The organism is Variovorax paradoxus (assembly GCF_009498455.1).
Classification (GTDB): domain Bacteria; phylum Pseudomonadota; class Gammaproteobacteria; order Burkholderiales; family Burkholderiaceae_C; genus Variovorax; species Variovorax paradoxus_H.
Genome location: NZ_CP045644.1, coordinates 2,541,927 through 2,561,493, shown reverse-complemented (window position 1 = coordinate 2,561,493; position 19,567 = coordinate 2,541,927). Strand labels below are relative to the sequence as shown.

Genomic DNA, 19,567 nt, shown 5'->3' with positions numbered 1-19,567 from the left:
CCATTCACGACCTGTGGCCGACGCCATGAATGCTCCACGCGATCCGCTTCCAGAGACTGGCGCAGAGACCTATCTCTTCGCCTCGCCTCACGACGGCCACATCACCTGGTTGACCGATGCGCTCGGCAGGCAGGGCGCCGTGGTGGTTCTCCCGCCCGACACCAAGCTGGTCGGCGAGCGCATCGCCCTGCTCAGCCCCGCAGCCGTCTTTCTCGACTTCTCCGGCGACCACGCCCAGGCGGCGAGCGAGCTGCATCAACACCTCAAGCGCGACTGGCCCGAGCTGCCGGTGTTGGCAACGGGCGTCTCGGCCGAACCGGCTTCGATGCTCGCCGCGCTGCGTGCCGGTGTGGACGATTTCATCGACATGGCCGCACCGCAGACCGATGCGGCCAATACGCTGCGCAAGCTGCTCGACCGCCGCAGCACTCTGTCGAGCGGCACGCGCGGAAACACCATCGCGCTGCTCGGTGCTCGGCCGGGCATCGGCGTGACCACGCTTGCGGCCAGCTTGTCGACCGTGCTCCAAGACCAACTGGCACTGCCGACGCAAGCGGCAGCAAAGGCCTCGGGTCGCAGCGCGCGACACGGTGTGGCCCTGCTCGACCTGGGCCTGCCTGCACGCGACGGCCTGCTCTACCTCGACACGCAGAGCAGCTTCAGCTTCGTCGACGGCGTGCGCAACCTGCGCCGTCTCGACCAGACATTGCTGCACACCGCCCTCGCGCATCACGCCAGCGGCATCGCCGTGTTGCCGTTACCGGCAAGCCTCGCCCAGGTGCGCGAGATCTCGCACGCCGACTCGGTCGCACTGATCAAGCGGCTGGGCGACTTCTTCGACTACCAGATTGCCGACCTCGGTGGCTTCTCGACCATCGACTTCGTGGCGCAGACAGTGAAAGAAGCCCAGCGTTCCTGGGTCGTGTGCGACCAGAGCATCGGCGCCATCGTGTCCACAGCGACCATGCTCAAGGAGTTGCGTACGCGCGGCATCGAGACCAATCAGCTGTCGCTCGTGGTCAACAAGTTCGACAGCCATGTGGGGCTGTCGGCCAAGGACATCGCTGAGCGGCTCGAACTGCCGCTTCGCCACGTGTTGCCAGCGCGCAGCGCCCCATTGCTCGGCGCCGCAAGCCGCGGCGAGATGCTGGTGCGCATTGCACGCAACGACCCCTATTCGCAAGCCGTGGTCGGCCTCGCGCGCAGCCTGCACGAGGAGTGCACGACAGGCTCGGTGCCGGCGCCAGCCGGGGCCACGCGCTGGACCTCGACGCTGATGTCGAAGATCACCGGCCTCCGGAAGAGCTCTACCCAAGGTTGAACAGCCCATGTCCACCGATATCGAATTTGCCGACGACGACCAGGCGTTCATCAACTCCCAGCAGTTCCAGGACATCAAGAGCTGGACGCACGATCATCTGCTGAGCCGCATCGAAGAGCTGGGTGCGGAGTTCGGCCGCTGGTCGCGTGCGTCGATCCAGCAGTTCGTCGAACTGGAGGTCGACAGCTTCGTACGCTTGCGCCGCGTGCCGATCAACGACCGCGAGATGCAGCTCATCTCCAATGCGCTGACCAAGGAACTGGCCGGCTTCGGCCCCCTTGAGGATCTGTTGAACGATCCGGCGGTCGAAGACATCCTGATCAACGGCTACCAGAACGTCTATGTGTCGCGCCACGGCATGCTGGAGCGCGAGACGCTGCGCTTTGCCGATTCCGAGCACGTGATGCGGATCGTGCGGCGCATCCTGGCTCCGCTGGGGCGCCGGCTTGACGAGGCCAACCCGATGGTCGATGCACGGTTGCCCGATGGCGGCCGAATCAACGTGATCATCGAACCGCTGGCGATTGACGGACTCTCCGTTTCGATCCGAAAGTTCCGCAAGGAGCCCCTGACTCCCGCAGACTTGGTGAAGCTTGGCACCTTCGATGCCGGCATGGCGCAGCTGCTCGAGATTGCCGTGCGCGCACGGTGCAACGTGCTCGTGAGCGGCGGCACCAGCTCGGGCAAGACATCGCTGCTCAACGCGCTGGCCAGCTTCATTCCCTCGCGCGAGCGCGTGATCACCATCGAAGACACGGCCGAACTCTCGCTGAGCACCAGCCACGTGGTGAGGCTCGAAAGCCGCCCCGGAGGCTTCGACGGTACAGGCGTGGTGTCGATTCGCGACCTGCTGCGCAACAGCCTGCGCATGCGACCCGACCGGATCATCGTGGGCGAGGTGCGCGGCGCGGAGGTCATCGAGATGCTGCAGGCCATGAACACTGGCCACGAAGGCTCGATGGGAACGATCCACGCCAGCTCGCCGCGTGAGTGCCTCTATCGCCTTGAAATGCTGGCGGGCTTTGCCGGCTATCAAGGCAGCGAAGTGAGCCTGCGACGCCAGATTGCCAGCGCCATCGACTTCATCGTGCAGATCGGACGGATGTCGAACGGTCAGCGCCGCATCATCTCGCTGAGCGAAGTGACGGGAGTGAACGACAACGTGGTGGCGATGCAGGAGCTGTATCGCTATGAGCCGGTTGTTTCGCCCGACGGCGAGGAGCGCGACCGCTGGGTGTCGCTGGGCATCGCGCCGCACTCGCCGAAGATCACGCGGTTCCGCCAGTCGCTCGCACGCTCGCAGCAGGGAGAGCCCCGTGCGTGAGGTCGTGCTGCTCGGCGTTGCAGTGGCCGCGCTGCTGCTGGCGGCGTGCGGGCTGTTCCTGTGGCAATGGGCAAAGAAGCGCCAGACACAACTCACCGTGGGGCGGCATCTCGACCAACAGATCCGAGCGGGAACGGCCGCATCGGCACCAGCGACCTTCTCCGCGATGCCGCCCGCGCGGGAGGCCGAGCCGATGGGCAGCGGCGTCTCCGGCCTGACCACCGACCCCTGGCTCGAGACCGAGGCCACGGCCGCAGCGGCCGCTCGGCCCAAGCGCTGGCTTGACCGGGCGTTGCCCGGCTGGCTGGTGGGTGTGGTCGAAGCTAGATTGCTCGCTCTCGGCTTGGTCGCCATTGCGGCGCTATCGCTCGTCGCCGGCTTGTTCGGTGGCTGGCTCGCCGCGTTCGCCGCGCTGGTGCTGCTCGCGCTGGCCGGCACTTTCGGCGTCTGGCTTCGGTTGCAAAAGATGCGTCGCAAGCTGGTGAGCCAATTGCCCGGGTACATCGACGCCATGGTTCGCCTGATCACCATCGGCAATTCGACGCAGGCCGCCTTCCAGCTTGCCATCGGCAGCACGCAGGAGCCGCTGCGCGGCCATCTGGAACGCTCAGCCTCCTTGGTGCGTGCGGGCGTGGACCTGGACAAGGCACTGCACCAGACCGCCACCACCGTGCGCGTCGAGGAGATGTTTCTTCTGGCCGCGATCCTCGGGCTGGGCGTGCGCTACGGCGGACGCGCCGACCTGTTGCTCGAGCGCGTGAGCAACTTCATGCGCGATCGCGAACAAGCCGAGCACGAGCTGGTGGCGATGTCGTCGGAGACGCGGCTGTCGGCCTGGATTCTCGGTCTGCTTCCAATCGCGGTGTGCGCCTTCATGATCATGAAAAACCCCGGCTACTTCCTGGGGATGTGGAACGATGACAGCGGCCGGATGCTCGTCCTCACGGGCGTTGGACTTCAGGCATTGGGCGGCCTGCTGCTGTACCGGCTTGCGAGGATCGCATGATGCTGACAACCAACGTATTGACGGCCATCAGCCTGGGGCTGCTGGCGCTCGGGCTGCTCGTGGCGGCCGGGACGTTGATTGCGTCGGAGCTGCGCCGTGCACGCAGCGGCCAGGCGATCGGCAAGGCGATTCACCAAGGCACAGTGGCTGCGGCCACGGGCACCACCGAAGTCGACACGGCGTTCGGAGGACCGTACAAGCCCGACGTCGAGTTGCCATTCCACTGGCTGGATTCGCGCCTCGGACGGGCCTTCGTTGCCGACGAAGACCGCAACCTTATTGATCAATGCGGGCTGCCTTCCCAGCGTGCTCAGTTGATATTTCTCGTCACGCGCGTGCTGCTGGCGATCTTGCTGCCCTTGCTGGCGTTTGCTTTCTGGAGCGGAGGGCACAAGCAAAGCACCGTCATCCTCGTGCTTGCCGTCCTCTTCGTGATCGGTTTCATGGGGCCGAAATGGGTGCTGGGCCGAATCGCCGCGGGTCGACGAACGCAAGTCGCTAGAGAACTGCCACTCTTCGTGGATCTCTTGAAGTTGCTGCAAGGCGTCGGGATGAGCCTGGACCAGGGTTTGCAGGTCATGGCGAGTGACTTCTCACATGTACTGCGCGTTCTGGGGCACGAATTGACGTTAGCCAATCGGCAATACGCCCAAGGCCGCACCCGAGAACATTCGCTGCACCGCCTCGCCACGCTGCATAAGAACGAAAACCTGGGCAGCCTAGTTGCACTGCTGGTGCAGGTCGACCGCCATGGCGGCGCGGTCCAGGAGCCGCTGCGGGCTTTCAGCGATCGCCTTCGCGAGCATCGTCGCTCGGAAATGAAGGAACGCATCGGAAAGATCACGGTAAAGATGACAGCGGTCATGGTCACCACGCTGCTTCCCGCACTGGTGATAGTGACGGCGGGCCCTGGTGTTATGGCCATCATTCGTGCTTTGGGGAACGTCGGTAAATGAAAGCAACCTTCAATCCACTTGTACGCGTCGCATGGACCTCCGTGACCGCGGGGTTGGTTCTCGCAGTTTCCGGCTGTGCAGCCACCAAGGACCACTATGCCGCCGGCGAAGACGCCCAGCAGCGGCAAGCCTTCGAGGCCGCCAGCGAAATGAAGACTGGCGCCAATATCGACACTCAGGCGACCTATCTCAAGGTCGTCGGCCAGATGCAGCAACAGGGCCTGTGGTTCGCGTCGCTTGCGCACATCGACGCCCTGGAGCAGCGCTGGGGCATCACGCCCGACTCCACCCGTGTACGCGCCGACGCGCTGCGCCAGACTGGCCAAGCTGAGCCTGCCGAAGCCGCCTACAAACGCTTGCTGAACACGCCGCAGGAGAGCGCGGGCTACAGGGGGTTGGGCCTGCTAGCCGGTGCACGCGGCCACTACGCAGAGGCAGTGCAATTGTTCAAGCAGGCACAGCGCCGAACGCCGACGGATGCGTTGCTGCTGAGCGATCTGGGTTATGCGAGCCTGCGCGCCGGCCAGCTTGAGGAAGCACGGCTGCCCCTGATGCAGGCCCTGCAATTGCAGCCCGACAGCAAGCAGGCACAGGCCAACGTGGCGCTCTACCTCGAGGCCACGCATCAGCCCGAACAAGCCACGGCCCTGATGGATGCGAACCGCATGCCCGAAGCCACGCGCGCAGCCGTGCGCGCAGCTGCGTTGCAGATGCGCGCCGCCGCAGGCAGCTCGGCCGCCTCGGCCCCTGCGTCCGCAACGCTGCAGCGCGATGAGCCGACGGCACCCTTGCCGCTCGCACTCAAGCCCACCCGCTGGGCTGGAATGGGTGGCGTGCGCACCGCCGCCCAGTTGAACCCGTCCGCCTCGGCCGCAGACGCACGTCTTTCACCGAACCCGACTTCACCACGAGGGACACCATGAACAACAACGAGCTTGCCCACCGGTTCTCCACGCTGCCCGCCTGCGCGCTAGCCGCGGCCTTTTTCTTCGTGACGACGGCAGCCTCTGCGCAGACCGTCAGTTCAAATCCCGCGCAGGGCGGCACCAGCAGCACCACAGCACCGGCCGCGGATCCTGCCGCCGCCGCTGCGAAGCCGGCCATGGAGGCCCCGGCCGTTGTGGCAGAGGAAGAAGAAACCTACAGCCTCCCGCTTCAGGTTGGCGATGCGACGTCAAACCTTTTCGCTTGGCAGCGAAGCGGAGAGATCGCGTCGAATACACCCCGACCTATCGCGGGAAGTGTCGCCAGCCGCAGCTACGAGCGCTATCTGAAGAGCTTCGAGCATCCCATTCCAGAGCACATGAGTTCGACGGTCAAGACGTCGACCGGCGGCGGCAGCAAGTAAGACGAGACACAGCCGCTCTCGACACATCGCGCCGGCGCACACCACACCATGCGGACGACCCATGCACTCCCTTCGCCGCGCTGCCAGCGCGGTGTGTATGTGATCGAGTTCGCCATGGTGTTCCTGATTTTTTTCACTCTCCTCTACGCGGTCATCTGCTACGGCATGCTGTTCGCGTTTCGGCTGGGGTTGCAGAACGCGGCGGAAGATGGGGCGCGGGCGGCGCTGCAGTACCAGAGCAATCTCGGCGCTCGCGTACTCCGCGCACAGGATGTCGCAAAAATTCGAAGCGAATGGATGCCTCAAGTGAAACTGCCGGCAGATGTTTCCATCTGCCGGGTAGAGGGCGCAGCGGGGGTTCCGCTGTGTCCAGCAGTCAGCTGTGGCCCCGCATGGAGCCAACGGTGCCAGGTCCACGTCGTCGTTGAAGCCGAGAACCTTGGATCGCTGTTGCCCCCCTTGCCGGGCTTTGCCGTTCCCGACCAGATCGCCGGCAAGGCAAGCATGCTGCTGGAACTGAGGTAAGAACCATGTTCGTCCTCAACACCCAGCCGCGGCGCCCCCCCCATGCAGGCCGACGTCAACGCGGCATCGCCTCCATTGAGTTCGCTTTTGTCTTCTTGCTGCTGTTCATTGCGATGTACGGCGTGGTGACCTTCGGTGCAGTTTTTTATACGCAGCAAGCCATCTCGCGTGCGGCAGAGGATGGGGCTCGGGCGGCCAGGTTGCTGCCGCAACCGCCGTCGCTGGCCAGCGTGTGCCAAGCCGTTTCCAACTCGCTGGCAAGCTCGGTTGTGCCACCGCTCACCTGCCCAAGCAGCGCCTCAGACCTGACCTCCGTCTCGCTCACCGGATGCTCATCGACTGACGCAAGTTGCGCAGTGACCGTCACCTATCGCTACGGGGACAACCCCATCCTACCTTTGGTGTCGTTGTTCGATACCAGTTGGGTTCCGCCCAAGTTGCAAAGCCGCGCAACTGTGGCGCTCAAGGCTTCATGAAATGGCTCTCGGCATGAACACGACACCGACACGCCCCATTCGATCCCCCGTGCGACGGCTTGCGCGCGGGTCGATCATCATCAATACGGCCATCGCGCTAAGCCTCATCGTGATCACGCTTGTGGGCGCGGAACTGGGATACCAGTTCTACCTGAAGCGAGAGCTTCAGAAAACCGCAGACCTCGCCGCCCTTGCTGGAGCGCAGAAGCTGGGGCAGCCAGGGGGAACCAGTGCATGCGACTCTGCAGAGCTAGCCGCGCGCGCAAACGCAGTAAAGAACTTCGCGGGCATTGTTCTTACAGAAGCAATATGCGGGCACTGGGACCCGACGAAAGTCACGCCAGTCAGCACGGACTGCTTTGCTGGCACCGATGACCACTTTTCTCCCCTTGCCCCGCCAGAGAACGCATTTCGCGTGCGAATCAAGCCGCCGTCTTCTACTTTGCTTCCTTTCTTTGCAGGCAATCGGACGATATGTGTTCAAGCAGTTGCGGCTCAACGGCAGCCCCTAGCGTCACTGACGATACGCAGCACGCTGCTGACAGTCGACCCGACTCAGGTGTCCCTGTTGAATGCCGTCTTTGGCGGGCTGCTCGGCGGCTCGCTGTCGCTCGATATCGCGGGCTGGCGGGGGCTCGTCAACACCAACATCAAGCTGCTCAGCTTCCTCGACCAGCTCGGCATCGACCTGGGGATAGGGGCCGGGAAGTACGACCAGGTGCTGGAAACCGACGTCAGTGTCGGGGTATTGATCCAGGCCATGATCAACGCGCTGCAGAAAAGCGGGGCGACTGCCACTGCCGCCATCCAGGCACTGGGCTTGATACAGACGGCCGCGGAGATCTCGCCGACCGTCGTGAAGCTGGGCGATCTGCTCGGCGTCCAGACCGGATCGGATGCGGCGGGACTGAACCTCGATCTTCAGCTGTTCCAGCTGCTACAGGGCGTGGTCCAGGTAGCGAACGGCAAGAACGCACTGGTCGCTAGCGTCCCGCTCACGGTTCCCGGCGCGCTGTCAGTCACGGCGAACATCCAGGTCATCGAGCCTCCGCAGATTTCCGCCGTCGGCGATCCGAGGCTGGCCAAGCTCGATCCGACCGGGCCCAACCAGATCTACGTGCGCACCGCGCAGATCCGGACCTTGATCTCCGTGGAACTGCCGGCGTTGAACGGGGTAACTAGCCTGCTCAATGCCGTAACAACACTGGTGTCGCCGGTGACCACTCTTCTCAACAATCTGCTGAGCTTCAAGCTGGATCTTCTCAGCGACGTTCTGGGTTGCGTGATCGCCTGTACGAAGGATGTCACCGACGTGGACATCCTACCCGCCCCGATTCGTCTCGACATCAATCTCGATGCGGGCGGCGGCGAATCGCGCGTGAACAACTTCAGTTGCCCGGCGGACGCGAAGACCCTGTCGGTACAGACCTCTACCGCAGCCGCTCAACTGCGAATCGGCAAGATGGGGACCTCCATGGCCGATGCGAAGAGCAAGGTGTTCGCCTCGAACGCGCCACCTGCGGTTGCTCCCGTACCCGTGATCGACATCGGTTTACTCAAATGCACGCGCCTGCTGCTCGGACTGATCCCCGTCGAGTGCGACGAGGCGCATCGCAAGGCCTTCTACGGTGGCGGCCTGGGCCTCAAGGCCGACGTGCCAGTCGCCAAGTCCGGTGCATCGCAGACCTTCGTCAATCCGCCCGATCTTGCCGACCTTGAACAGGAAACACCCTTCCTCCCCGTCACTTCGCTGAACATCATCAATAGCCTGACTTCGACGCTCGACGGACTCAACATGCTGAGCGTCATCACGCCGACGGGCAGTCCCAACGGAGGACTGCAGAACGTGCTCACCGCCCTGACGAATACCCTGGGCACCGTTATCGGCGTCCTCCAGGACGTTGTCGGCGGCGTTCTCGCGCCGCTGCTCGACCCTCTCGTGAACACTTTGATCCGCGACGTGCTCGGTGCCAATCTCGCTCAGACGGAAGTCGGCGGGCGACTCACATGCGACGGGAGCGCGGAGCTTGTTTATTGAAATGCTGATTCCCTAGATGAGCGCCTCCTCCAACTTCGACGAACTCGACCTCTTTGTCTGGGAAGGCAAAGCCGACATCCTCGACCGCATTGCGCGGTGCATGGCGAGCTTCGACGTGGAAGTCATCCGGGCCGATGGCCTGCCGCCGCCTTCGCAGGACCGTGGTGTCGCACTGCGCCCTTCCGTCGCGATCATCAGCGTCACCGTGATCGACGGCGGTGGGTTGCCGCACGCGACCGAGCTGCTGCAAGGCATGCCCGTGATCTGGGTGGCTGCGGCTTCGCGCGAGCGCGATTCGCGCACGTATCCGCCCGAGTACCTGCACGTTCTTCCCTACGACTTCACCTGCGCCGAGCTGCGCACGATGGTGGCCAAGCTTGTGCGCCAGCTGCGCGCGCGCGATGTCGCGCCGCAGGCGCCCGACATGCTGGTGGCGCATTCCGATGCGATGAAGGGACTGCTCGCCGAAGTGAATGCCTTCGCCGACTGCAACCATCCGGTGCTGGTGCGCGGCGAGACCGGGGTCGGCAAGGAACGCATCGCACAACAACTTCACATCGGGCACCAGCAATACGGCAAGGGCGCGTTCGTGGCGGTGAACTGCGGCGCGATTCCCGATGGGTTGTTCGAGTCGCTGTTCTTCGGCCACACAAAAGGTTCGTTCACCGGCGCCGTGCATGCGCACCGCGGGTACTTCGAGCAGGCCACGGGCGGCACGTTGTTCCTCGACGAGATCGGTGACTTGCCGCGCTACCAGCAGGTGAAGTTGCTGCGCGTGCTCGAAGACAGCGCGGTCACGCGGCTGGGCGCGACGTCGCCGATTCGCGTGGACTTCCGGCTCGTGGCGGCGACGAACCGCAACCTGCGCGAGATGGTGGCGAGTGGCGAGTTTCGGGCCGATCTGTTTTACCGGCTCGCGGTCATCGAGCTGCATGTGCCGAGCCTCGAAGAGCGCGGCGAGATCGACAAGATCGCGATCTTCAAGGCGCTGCTGACGAACGTGCTCGGTGACGAGCTCGAAGCCCTGGGCGAAACGCCGCACTGGCTCAGCGATGCGGTGGCCGAAACCTACTTTCCCGGCAACGTGCGGCAGCTGCGCAACCTCGCGGAGCGGGTGGGCGTGATCGCGCGGCAGTTGCACGCCTGGGACCAGAACCTGATCCAGCGCGCGATCGCTCTCACGCGTGGCACGCCGGCACCGGCTGCATTGGCCACCGACCGCAACGGCAACGGTGTGGCACTCGATGCGAACGGCGATCGCAAGGGCTGGAACAGCGGCGAGCGCAACCGCATCATCGCGGCGCTCGAAATCAACGACTGGAAGCGCCAGGACACGGCGCAGCATCTGGGCATCAGCCGCAAGGTGCTGTGGGAAAAGATGCGCAAGTACCAGATCCTCGACGGCGAGCCCGGCATCCCCGAAACAGAATAAGGCTCGCCCCCAGGCTGCGCGGCACTTCGTGTCGAGCACTGGGCTCGCCCCCAGCCTGCGCGCACTTCGTGTCGCTTCGCCAACCCCCTACCGGGGGCAACACCTACGGCCCGGCAAAGCCGGTTCCATGGTGTTTCGCGAAGGGGCTTCGCTTCGCTTGCCGCTGAAGGCTATTGAGTTCCGAGGCGCGTCGACCTGCGCAGCGGCGGGTTCGCAATCGCTGCGCCCGGGGCGCGATCAACCAGCGGTTCGCTCGCACACGTCGTATTGCTCGAGATGCACAGCACGCCCAGCAAACCATCCTCGGTCAGGACGTTGCGGCTCGGGGGCCCGAAGATGCGGTCGATCCAGTTGTTGGCGCCGAGGGGGTCGACGCGCAGTTCGCCGGTGGTGCGCGCCAGGCGCAGTTCCGAAATGCGCAGATCGAACACGCCGTCGATGTAGTCGAACAGCAGGGTGTAGTAGTCGAGCTGCGCGTCGAGCACCTGGGGCAGGGTCTCGCGGCCGAACTCCATGAGGCGGCGACGGCCGCGGAAGGCCTGGCCCGAGGTGCTGACGGCTTCCATCAGCTGGCGCTCGCGTTCGCGGCCGGCCACGGTGCGGGACCACGACGACGCGGTGAGCTCCATCAGGTTGAGCTTCACGCCCTCCATCTTGGCTTCCTGGTTCGCGACTTCGGCCAGGGCGCCCTTGAGTTTGAGCTGGCGATCGAAGCCGTTGCCGAAGTTCCAGTTCAATTCAAACGCAGCGCGCGTGGGGTCTTGCGGCGACACGCCGCGCGGGTCCTTGCTCTTCACGACGACGGCGTCGAGCGTGGGGTACAGGCTGGATTCGGTCTGGTCGACCAGCGCGCGCGCACGCGCCACGCGGCCCTGGGCTTCGGCCAGTTCGGTGCTGCGCGCTTCGGCGCGGCGCAGCGCTTCTTCCTGCGAGGCGATGCGCCAGTGCGATGGCGCAGCGAGCACGGGCAACGATTCAGGCGCGGGCGAGAACTTGAAGTAGTTGCGGAACTTGGCCAGCGCCTCGTCGCGCTGGGCCTCGAAGTCGGACTCGCGCGCGGCGACGAGGGCGCGGCGCGAGGCGGCCATGTTGAGGTCGTTGTCGCCGCTCACGCCGAGGGCCACGCGGCGCGCCTCGGCCTTCGACAGCTCCGCCACGACCTCGGTGGCGCGGCGTGCAATCTGCTTTTTCAGGTCAAAGCGCTGCACCTGCAGGTAGGCGGTGAGTGCATCGAGCACCACTTTCTGCGAAGTGGTGGTGACGGCTTCGTCGTCGGCCTGGTTGCCGAATTCGGCGGCGCGCTGCGCGGCGCTCATGGCACCCCCGTCGATCAGGCTCACGCGCGCTTCGGCGGTGAGCACGGTGTAGTTCTCGCTCTTCGCATCCCTGGCGCCGCTGCTGTAGGTGCCCGACGACGTGCCGACCTTGAAGCGCGGGTAGCGCGCCATGCGGGCCGCGTCGACGCCGAAGCTGCTGGTGTTGGCGGCGGCCTGCGCGGTCAGCACCTCGGGGTATTCCTGCGACAGCACGATGAGCGCCTGCTTCACGCGCTGCGCGTAGCTCGCAGCGCCGAGCGACGGCGGCGACAGGCGGCGCGACAGCGCGAGCGATGCCGGCGGCACCTCGGGCTCGGAGGCTTGGGCATACGCGGTGGGCGGCAGCGCCATGCTGACGCACAAGGTCGCGCAGAGCACACCCGGGGCGATGCGCGCGCGCCGGCCCGGCAACACGGGCTTGCTCATGGTTCGCGGAAGGCTTCGCGCCGCAGTTTGAGCACAGGCCGCAGGATGTACCAGATGAACGGATCGGTGCCCACGCGCAGGTCGACTTCGGCTTCCATGCCGGCGGTGACGCGGTTTTCGGGCCGCCCTACGTGCGACTGCGACATGCTGATGAGCAGCCGGTAGTACGGCGCGCCGTTGGAAATGGCGGCGTCGCGGTCGGCGTCGGCCGCCACGAGCTTGACCTTGCCGTCGACGGCGCCGTAGCGCAGGTAGTCGTAAGCGGTGATCTTCACGCGCGCCAGCTGGTCCACTTCGACGAAGCCGCGGTCGTTGGGGTTGAGGCGCGCCTCGACCATGATCTCGTCCTCGTCGGGCACGACCTCCAGGATGGATTCGCCGGGCTTCACGACCCAGCCGGCGCTGGAGCTGCGCAGGCCCTTCACGATGCCGTCGGCCGGCGCCTTCACCACCGTGCGCGAGCGCTGGGTGCGCGCGCGCGCGAGGTCTTCGCTCAGGCTCGCGAACTGGCGTTCGACCGTTGCAAGTTCGTCCGAGGCGCGGCGGCGAAAGCGCCCTTCGGCCTCGGCCATCTTGGCCTGCGCTTCGGTGATGGCAGCCTGTGCCGAGATGATGCCCTGGCGCGCCACGGCGAGTTCGCTGCGCACGGCTTCGGCCTGGCGGCGCTTCTCGAGCACCTCGACCTGGCCGACGAGTTTCTCGCTGAGCAGTTGCTCCGAAATTTCCTGCTCTTTCTGCATCAGTTCGAGCCGGTCGGCCAGGCCCTTGGCCTTGGCCTGCTGCTCGAGCTGCTTGCTGCGCGCCTGTTCCAGGGCGGACACGGCGCCGGCCATGACGCCGCGCTGTTCGAGCGCGCGCGCCTGGTAGGCGCCGACCTCGCCTTCGAGCACGGCTTCGTCGATGTCGGCATCGAACGAATCGCGCTTGAGCGGCTGGCCGCGGCTCTCGGCAATGAGGCGCACGCGCGTGGCCTGCGTGGCGGCGTAACGCGCGGTGAGTTCTTCGAAGTTCAGGCCGCTGCCGCCCAGGTCGATCTCGACGAGCGACTGGCCCTGCTTGACCTTGTCGCCGTCTTTCACGAGCACGTTGCTGACGATGCCGCCTTCCAGATGCTGGATCGACTTCACGCGGTCGGAGGGAATCACGCGGCCCGGCGCGACGACGACGGTTTCCATCGGAAAGCCCAAGCCGACCACCGCCAGCACCGCGACCGCGCCGCCGATGATCCACTGGCGCCGCCGGCCTTGCGGCGTGGTCTGCGCCGCCTGTTTCTCGCTCTCGCCCTGAAGCACCTGCGGCAAGTCTGGTTTCAAAATCCCGTACCCCTGTCTCTGTCTGTCAGTCGGTCGATCCGTGTCACTCACGAATCACGCATCACATGCCGCGATGGCCCTGCTCACGCCATCGAGCGCGAGGCGGCCGGGGCGCCTGCATGGTTGCTGTTGCCGCCACTGCCGTCGTCCGTGTCGCCCAGCGCCACCAGCGGCTTCTTCACGCCGAAGAGCTTGGGCACCATGACGGCGGCCGAGCCGATTTCCACGTTGCCCTGGCCGGTGACGTGATAGACGGCGGTGGCCGCCGACACGATGCGCAGCGAGTGCGTGACCACGACCACGGTGCGCACCTTGGCCACCGCGAGCATGGTCGCGAGCAGGTTGCGCTCGCTCTGAAAATCGAGGTCGTTGCTGGGCTCGTCGAGCACCAGCACCGAGGGCTTGCGCAGGAAGCTCATGGCGAGCGCGAGCTTGCGCCGCTCGCCCACCGAGAAGCCGGTGCCGCCCTCGCCCACCACGGTGCGATAACCGTCGGGCAGTCGCGAAATGAAGTCGTGCGCGCCCGAGAGCTTGCAGGCCGCGACGATCTGCTCGTCGCTCTGGCCCGGCGCGCCGCGGCGCATGGTGTCGACCAGCGGGCCGCCGAACCAGTACACCTCTTGCGAGAGGTAGCTGATCCAGCGCGACAGCTCTTCGCGGCCGAACTGCGACAGGTCGTACTCGCCGATGCTCACCACGCCGTGCGTGGGCGTGTACAGGCCCGACAGCAGCTTCACGAGCGTCGACTTGCCCGCGCCGTTGCGCCCGACGATCACATGCAGGCCGCCGGGGCCGATGTCGAGGTCGACGTTTTCAAGCACGGGCTGCGGCGCGTCTTCGGTGAAGCTGAAGCTCACGTCCTTCAGCGTGACGCGGCCCAGCGGCTGCGGCAGCGCCATGCCGGTGGGCGCCTTCTCGACGGGCTCGCCGAGCACGGTTTCCAGGCGCTTGGCGGCTTCCTTGGCGGTGGCCAGCGCGCGCCAGTTCGACACCAGCCCGGCCACCGGCTGCAGCGCTTTCAGCGCGAGCATGTTGGAGGCGACGAGGCCGCCCACCGTCATCCACTGCTGCATGACGGCGATGGCGCCAACGGTGACCACGATCACCGAGAACACGGTGAGCAGCACGGTGGTGCCGTCGCGCGCGGTTTCGATCTGGCCGTTCTTGCCGAAGCTCTCGCTGAGCCAGGCGTTGTAGGTCTGCTGCCAGACCTCGATGGTCGGGCCGTCGTTCGACTGCGCCTTGAGCGTCTCGCGCGCATGGCAGATCTCGGAGGTGATGCGGTCCAGGCCGCGCCCGCGCAGCACTTCTTCGACGCGGCCGGCGCGCACTTCGTCGGCCCACCACCAGGCCAGGAACGCCATGATGGCCAGGAAGGCCGCCACCACGGGCAGCACCGGCAGCGCGACGATGCCGATCACGATCAGCGCAAAGATCGCCATCGGCAGGTCGAAGATCGACTGCGCGAGCCCGCCGGTGACGGTGCCGCGCACCGAGCCCACGTCGCGAAAGAACAGCTGCCAGGACGAGGCCGGCCGCGCCTCGAGCGCGCGCAGCGGGCGACCGAGCATGGAGTGCAACAGCGCGCCCGACACGCCGTGGTCGACGGTGGCGCCCGCGTTGCGCAGCAGGCGCGAGCGCCGCGTGCGCAGCCAGAACTCGATGCACAGGAAGAACAGGATGCCGCACACCAGCGCGGCGAGCGTGGAGACGCCGCTGCGCGAGAGCACGCGGTCATACACCTGGAGCAGGAAGATCGAAGGCAGCAGCCCGAACAGGCTGATGGGCAGCGACAGCCAGGCCGCGCTCTTGACGAGGGGGTAGGCCGCGCGAAACGCATCGTTCAGCGCACCGGCATACGGACTGGCACCAGGCGCGTCCGGCCTGTCGGCAACCAGCTGGCTGGGCAAGAGGAACTTGATCATGGAGAAACACCGATCCGTCGGGCAACGACGCCGGCACCATTATCAACTGTTACCCGATCGTTACAAGGCAGAAATTCGCCTCTGACGCCTCTCAGCATCGGTGCGCGCGAACCTGCGCCGGACCGGTCGCTTGCGCACCGTGCGTTCCTTGCGGCGCGGCGCTGTCCCTGGACGTGCAATTCACCGCTGGATGGGCGTACGTGCGGGTCGCGCTGCGGCCGGACGGGGACGGCAGGTTGTCGGCAAACGCGAGGGCGATGTTGGCGCACAGCAGCATCAGCAGCACCCAGGCGCACAGCAGCTGCAGCCAGCCCAGCCACCAGCGCCGCGGGGGTACCTCGCGTTCGGATTCATAGGGGATGTGGACCAGTGCGTTCCATCTCATGGCAGTGCTTTCAGAACCCGGGCGAGCCGGGAAAGACCGACACCGGCGGAGCTTTTGGCCAGCACCCAGTCGCCTGGTTGCAGCAGCCCGCCGAGTGCGGTGGAGAGGTCGGACACATCGACAAACCAATGGGAGCGGACCTTGGTGCGGATGCGCGTGTGAAGCGCCCGCATCAAGGGTCCGCAAAGGAGCACGCGGTCAGGTTGCGACGCCAGCAACTCGGCCTCCAAGTCGAGGTGGTGGCGTTGCGCCGCGGGCCCCAGCTCCTGCATGTCGCCCAGGATGGCCACCCGGCGCGCAGGCTCGCAGGGGGCTTGTGACAGCAACTCAAGCGCCGCCCGCATCGAACTCGGGTTGGCGTCGTAGGTTTCATCGATCAGCTTGAAGCTCCCGCCGCCGATGTGAATGGTGTGCAGCGCCCCGCGTCCGCCCGGCGGCTCGAAGTGCGCAAAGGGTTCGACGGCCGCGGCCAGCGGCAGGCGCAGCGCCTGCAGCGCGGCCAGCGCGGCGACAGCGCTCGCGCCCATGTGGCGGCCCGGCGCATTCAGGCGCAGCTGAAAAGGCTCGCCGGCCACCTCGGCCTGCACCTCGCCGTGGTCGAAGGCGAGCAGGCGCACGTCGGCGTCCTTGTGCTCGCCGTAGGTCACGATCTGCAGCTGGTGCGCCATGGCCGCTTCGGCGAAGGTGGCGAACTCGGGCATGTCGCGGTTGAGCACCACGCGGTCGCCCGGGGCCATGGCCTGGAACATGCGGCAGTCGAGCCGCGCGGCGGCCTCCGACGGGCCGCGGTGCTTCTGCGAGGCGGCCGAGATGCCCGTCACCACGATGAGCGACGGCCGCATGAGCTGCGCCGATGCGGGCATGTGCGAGGTGCCCATCTCGAGCACCCAGTAGGCGGCATGGCGCGGCATGCAGGTGAGGTTCCACGCGATGCCCGACGGCAGGCTGATGTTGCCTTCGGGCTGCGCCACTTCGCCCCACACGGTGAGCGCGCCGGCCAGCATGGCGGCCACGGTGCTGCTGCCCGCGCCGCTGCCGAGCACGCCGCACACGCGGCCGGTGAACTCGGTGCGCGCGTGGTCGCCCAGCTCGAGCACGGCCTGCAGCACGTTGGCCACCTGCAGCACGGGCACGCGCTTGTCCAGGTGCGGCTTCGGGTCGGTGCACAGCACGGCCGCGGCCGGCTGCAGCACGCCCTTGAGCGTGACGGCGGCCAGCGGCGTCTTCGAGGGCCGGGCCTGGTGTTCGAACACGACGCGGCCCTTGCGCATGAAGGTGCGCTGGGTCACGCCGGTGGCGCGCCAGCCGTCGTCGGGCTTGACGACCCATTCGCCGCCGGTGACGCGCGCCATCTCGCTCGCGGTCCAGACGGCGCCGTCGTCGCGCACGCCGCCGCCGCCCCCACTGCCACCGCTTCCGGGGCCGGGACCGCCAGGCTGGCTGCGCCGGTCGAGCAGGTAGCGGTGGTAGGCCGCGAAGCCCGTCACGTACTGCTCGACGTCGTCGATGCGCACGCGGAACGAGTGGTGTCGCACGAAGAACGCGCCGACGACCGTGGACGGCCGACGGAAGTACATCGCCATCTCGGGCCAGAAGAAGCCGTTGAGCAGGTAGTGCGCGCGGTAGTCGAGCGCGCGGTAGAACTTCTCGGTGTCCAGCTCGTCGAGCAGGTGTCGCATGGCGGGCATGCTTTCGAGGCGCTGCAGCATCTGCTGCGCCGCCAGCATGAGGCTGAGCAGCGTGGGAAAGGTGGTCTTGCGGTCGAGCACGAAGTCCAGGTAGCCCGCCACGTTCTGCAGCCCGAAGCGGAAGTAGCGCTCCTGCGGGCTCCACTGCGTGAGCTCGTTCACGCAGCCGCTGAGCCAGTGGTCGTGCGACTGCCAGTGCTGGCTCGCAATGAAATGGTCGAAGGCTTTCTCGACCGAGGCCAGCCAGCGCGGATCGCGCGTGAGGCCGTACAGGCGCATGAGCCCGAAGGCCGCCTCGCCGTCGTAGAAGATGACGCGCGAGGCCTGCTTGAGCGTCAGGTCGGCCGCGTGCAGCACGTGGTCGAAGCGCCCGCTGGCGGGGTCTTGCAAAGCGACCATGCCGAGCGCGAGCTTCTCGAGCAGCGGCAGCCAGTGGCGCGTTTCCATCAGCTCGCAGTAGCGCACGAGCATGCGCACACAGGCCGCGTTGCCGCCCAGGCGGATCTCGCCGCCGGTGTCGACCAGGTACGCGACCTCGCGGCCGTCGGGCAGCGTGTAGTCGCGGATCAGCGCGTCGGCGAGGTGGTCGATGGCGCGGTCGATGGCCGCGCGCAGCGTGTCGTCGCGCGTGAGTTCCCAGGCCTCGAGCATGGCGTGCACGGTGCCCGCGTGGCGCATCGCGTCGTAGGTCGGAATGCGGCGGTCGAAGCACGGAAAGTAGCCGTACACGAACAGGCCGTCGCTCTGCATCTGGCGCGCCAGGTACGAAGAGCCGCTGCGCACCAGCTCGAGCACCGACTGCGGGTTGAGCGCCGGCAGCTGGCGCCGGCCCGCGTCGAGCCCCGTGCCCACGAGCTTGTGCACCACGCCGTCGGGCTGGCAGAACACGCCGACCGTGGCCAGCAGATAGACGGTGCGATCCGACGACGCTTCCAGCGGCAGCGTGTGCTCGAAGCGGGCCTGCGCATACACATCGAAGTTGCGCACGTTCACCACCGAATGCGCGATGGTCGAATCGCCGCACAGCATGGCGTTGGCGTTGAGCTCCTGCTCGGTGAAGGCAAAGCCGAAGTCCTGGTCGAAGGCCAGGCCGAGCCGGAAGTAGTTGCGCTTGACCGCGGTGAGCTGGGTCTTGAACTGCGTCCAGTCCATGGGGCTGGCGCCTTCGACCCAGTCGATGCGCAGCCAGGGCGAGACGATGCCGCGCTCGCGCACCCATTGCTCGACGAGGTCGGCGCCTTCGCGCCAGGCGGTTTCGAAGTCGTCGGCCCGTGCATGCACCACGTGTGCACGCTGGGCGCCGTCGCTCACCGAGAAGAAGAGCGTGAAGGCCGGGTACGGCGCGGGCAGTGCCGCGCACACGGACACCAGGCGCTCGTGGCAGGCGTGGAGCTGGTCTGAGAAGGACATCATTCGGCTCCGGTCGAATGCGGGCGGCGACCGGTCGCGTCCGTCATCTGCTCTCGCCTGGATGACGTGATCGCGAGCCGGACACTGCCCTCGGAATCATCGCGGGGACCCGGTTCAGCGGTAGCTGAATTCGGCGCGGCGATTGAGCTGATGGCCCTCCTCGGTGGTGGCAAGCGATGCGGGCTTTTCAATGCCCCAGCTGACGGCTTCGATGCGTTCGCCCGGCACGCCCATCTGCGTGAGCATGCGTTGCACGGCCTCGGCGCGGCGCTGGCCGAGCGCAAGGTTGTACTCGCGGCCGCCGCGCAGGTCGGTGTGGCCTTCGATCACGACGCGGCTCGCCGGCCGGTTGCGCATGTAGCCCGCGTGCGCCTCGACGATGCTGCGGTCGCCCGCCCTGACGTCGTATTTGTCGAAGTCGAAGTAGACGATCTTGGCCGGCGTGTTCGGCGGCGGCGCCGGGGGCGCCGGCTCCACCTTGGGCACTTCGCGCAGGCTCTTGTTGGAGTAGTAGTAGGTCGCGTCGTCGCGACCCGTCTTGGAGGCCACACCGCACCCAACGAGGCTTGCGCTCATTGCCACGAGGGCCAGTATCCGGAAATTCTTGTTCATGACGGTCCTTTCGCGGGACAGGCCGCTGCCGGCCTGTCCCTGTCTGCTTGCTATCGAGGTTTCCCT

The 19,567-nt window shown here is 66.4% G+C and carries 16 protein-coding genes; 10 read left to right on the top strand and 6 right to left on the bottom strand.

The genetic code is table 11. The features are described 5' to 3' along the window. Positions 1-25 precede the first annotated feature (25 nt). Genes GFK26_RS11675 through GFK26_RS11630 form a run of 10 tightly spaced genes read left to right on the top strand, consistent with a single transcriptional unit; the run spans position 26 to position 10,426 of the window. Entirely contained in the window at positions 26-1,321 is a 1,296-nt protein-coding gene (locus GFK26_RS11675) for an AAA family ATPase (protein WP_153282109.1), read from the top strand. Positions 1,322-1,328: 7 nt separating this feature from the next. Then, positions 1,329-2,645 (top strand): CpaF family protein, encoded by a 1,317-nt coding sequence (locus tag GFK26_RS11670; protein ID WP_153282108.1) that lies wholly within the window; start codon positions 1,329-1,331, stop codon positions 2,643-2,645. After that, positions 2,638-3,651: a type II secretion system F family protein gene (locus GFK26_RS11665; RefSeq protein ID WP_153282107.1), complete on the top strand. Its 1,014-nt coding sequence runs from the start codon at positions 2,638-2,640 to the stop codon at positions 3,649-3,651. Before GFK26_RS11670 ends, GFK26_RS11665 begins: the two co-directional genes overlap by 8 nt. Then, positions 3,648-4,607 (top strand): type II secretion system F family protein, encoded by a 960-nt coding sequence (locus tag GFK26_RS11660; RefSeq protein WP_153282106.1) that lies wholly within the window; start codon positions 3,648-3,650, stop codon positions 4,605-4,607. Before GFK26_RS11665 ends, GFK26_RS11660 begins: the two co-directional genes overlap by 4 nt. Continuing rightward, complete coding sequence (locus tag GFK26_RS11655) at positions 4,604-5,530, top strand: tetratricopeptide repeat protein (protein WP_153282105.1); 927 nt, start codon at positions 4,604-4,606, stop codon at positions 5,528-5,530. The genes GFK26_RS11660 and GFK26_RS11655 overlap by 4 nt, the downstream gene beginning before the upstream one ends. Continuing rightward, complete coding sequence (locus tag GFK26_RS11650; RefSeq protein ID WP_153282104.1) at positions 5,527-5,955, top strand: DUF3613 domain-containing protein; 429 nt, start codon at positions 5,527-5,529, stop codon at positions 5,953-5,955. Before GFK26_RS11655 ends, GFK26_RS11650 begins: the two co-directional genes overlap by 4 nt. Positions 5,956-6,003: 48 nt before the next feature. Continuing rightward, a complete protein-coding gene (locus GFK26_RS11645; protein ID WP_153282103.1) occupies positions 6,004-6,480 on the top strand; it encodes a TadE/TadG family type IV pilus assembly protein in 477 nt (158 codons plus the stop codon). A gap of 5 nt (positions 6,481-6,485) precedes the next feature. Further along, positions 6,486-6,956, top strand: coding sequence for a TadE/TadG family type IV pilus assembly protein (locus GFK26_RS11640; RefSeq protein WP_153282102.1), 471 nt, complete (start codon positions 6,486-6,488; stop codon positions 6,954-6,956). A 13-nt stretch (positions 6,957-6,969) separates the two neighbouring features. Beyond that, entirely contained in the window at positions 6,970-8,994 is a 2,025-nt protein-coding gene (locus GFK26_RS11635; RefSeq protein ID WP_194274070.1) for a TadG family pilus assembly protein, read from the top strand. 16 nt (positions 8,995-9,010) lie between these two features. Beyond that, on the top strand, positions 9,011-10,426 hold the full coding sequence (locus GFK26_RS11630) for a sigma 54-interacting transcriptional regulator (protein ID WP_153282100.1): 1,416 nt from the start codon (positions 9,011-9,013) through the stop codon (positions 10,424-10,426). Positions 10,427-10,596: 170 nt separating this feature from the next. Here the strand turns inward: GFK26_RS11630 and GFK26_RS11625 are convergent, their stop codons facing one another. The 6 genes from GFK26_RS11625 to GFK26_RS11600 all read right to left on the bottom strand — a co-directional run bounded on the left by GFK26_RS11625 (position 10,597) and on the right by GFK26_RS11600 (position 19,501). Continuing rightward, positions 10,597-12,168: a TolC family protein gene (locus tag GFK26_RS11625; protein ID WP_153282099.1), complete on the bottom strand. Its 1,572-nt coding sequence runs from the start codon at positions 12,166-12,168 to the stop codon at positions 10,597-10,599. Next, complete coding sequence (locus tag GFK26_RS11620; RefSeq protein ID WP_228122061.1) at positions 12,165-13,460, bottom strand: HlyD family type I secretion periplasmic adaptor subunit; 1,296 nt, start codon at positions 13,458-13,460, stop codon at positions 12,165-12,167. Before GFK26_RS11620 ends, GFK26_RS11625 begins: the two co-directional genes overlap by 4 nt. Positions 13,461-13,564: 104 nt before the next feature. Next, the gene (locus tag GFK26_RS11615) at positions 13,565-15,406 is read right to left on the bottom strand and encodes a peptidase domain-containing ABC transporter (protein ID WP_153282097.1); all 1,842 of its coding nucleotides are present in this window, start codon (positions 15,404-15,406) and stop codon (positions 13,565-13,567) included. Positions 15,407-15,497: 91 nt separating this feature from the next. Then, the gene (locus GFK26_RS11610) at positions 15,498-15,791 is read right to left on the bottom strand and encodes a hypothetical protein (RefSeq protein ID WP_153282096.1); all 294 of its coding nucleotides are present in this window, start codon (positions 15,789-15,791) and stop codon (positions 15,498-15,500) included. After that, positions 15,788-18,892: a glutamate ligase domain-containing protein gene (locus tag GFK26_RS11605; protein ID WP_153282095.1), complete on the bottom strand. Its 3,105-nt coding sequence runs from the start codon at positions 18,890-18,892 to the stop codon at positions 15,788-15,790. The genes GFK26_RS11610 and GFK26_RS11605 overlap by 4 nt, the downstream gene beginning before the upstream one ends. Positions 18,893-19,003: 111 nt before the next feature. Beyond that, positions 19,004-19,501, bottom strand: coding sequence for an OmpA family protein (locus GFK26_RS11600; RefSeq protein ID WP_153282094.1), 498 nt, complete (start codon positions 19,499-19,501; stop codon positions 19,004-19,006). Positions 19,502-19,567 lie beyond the last annotated feature (66 nt).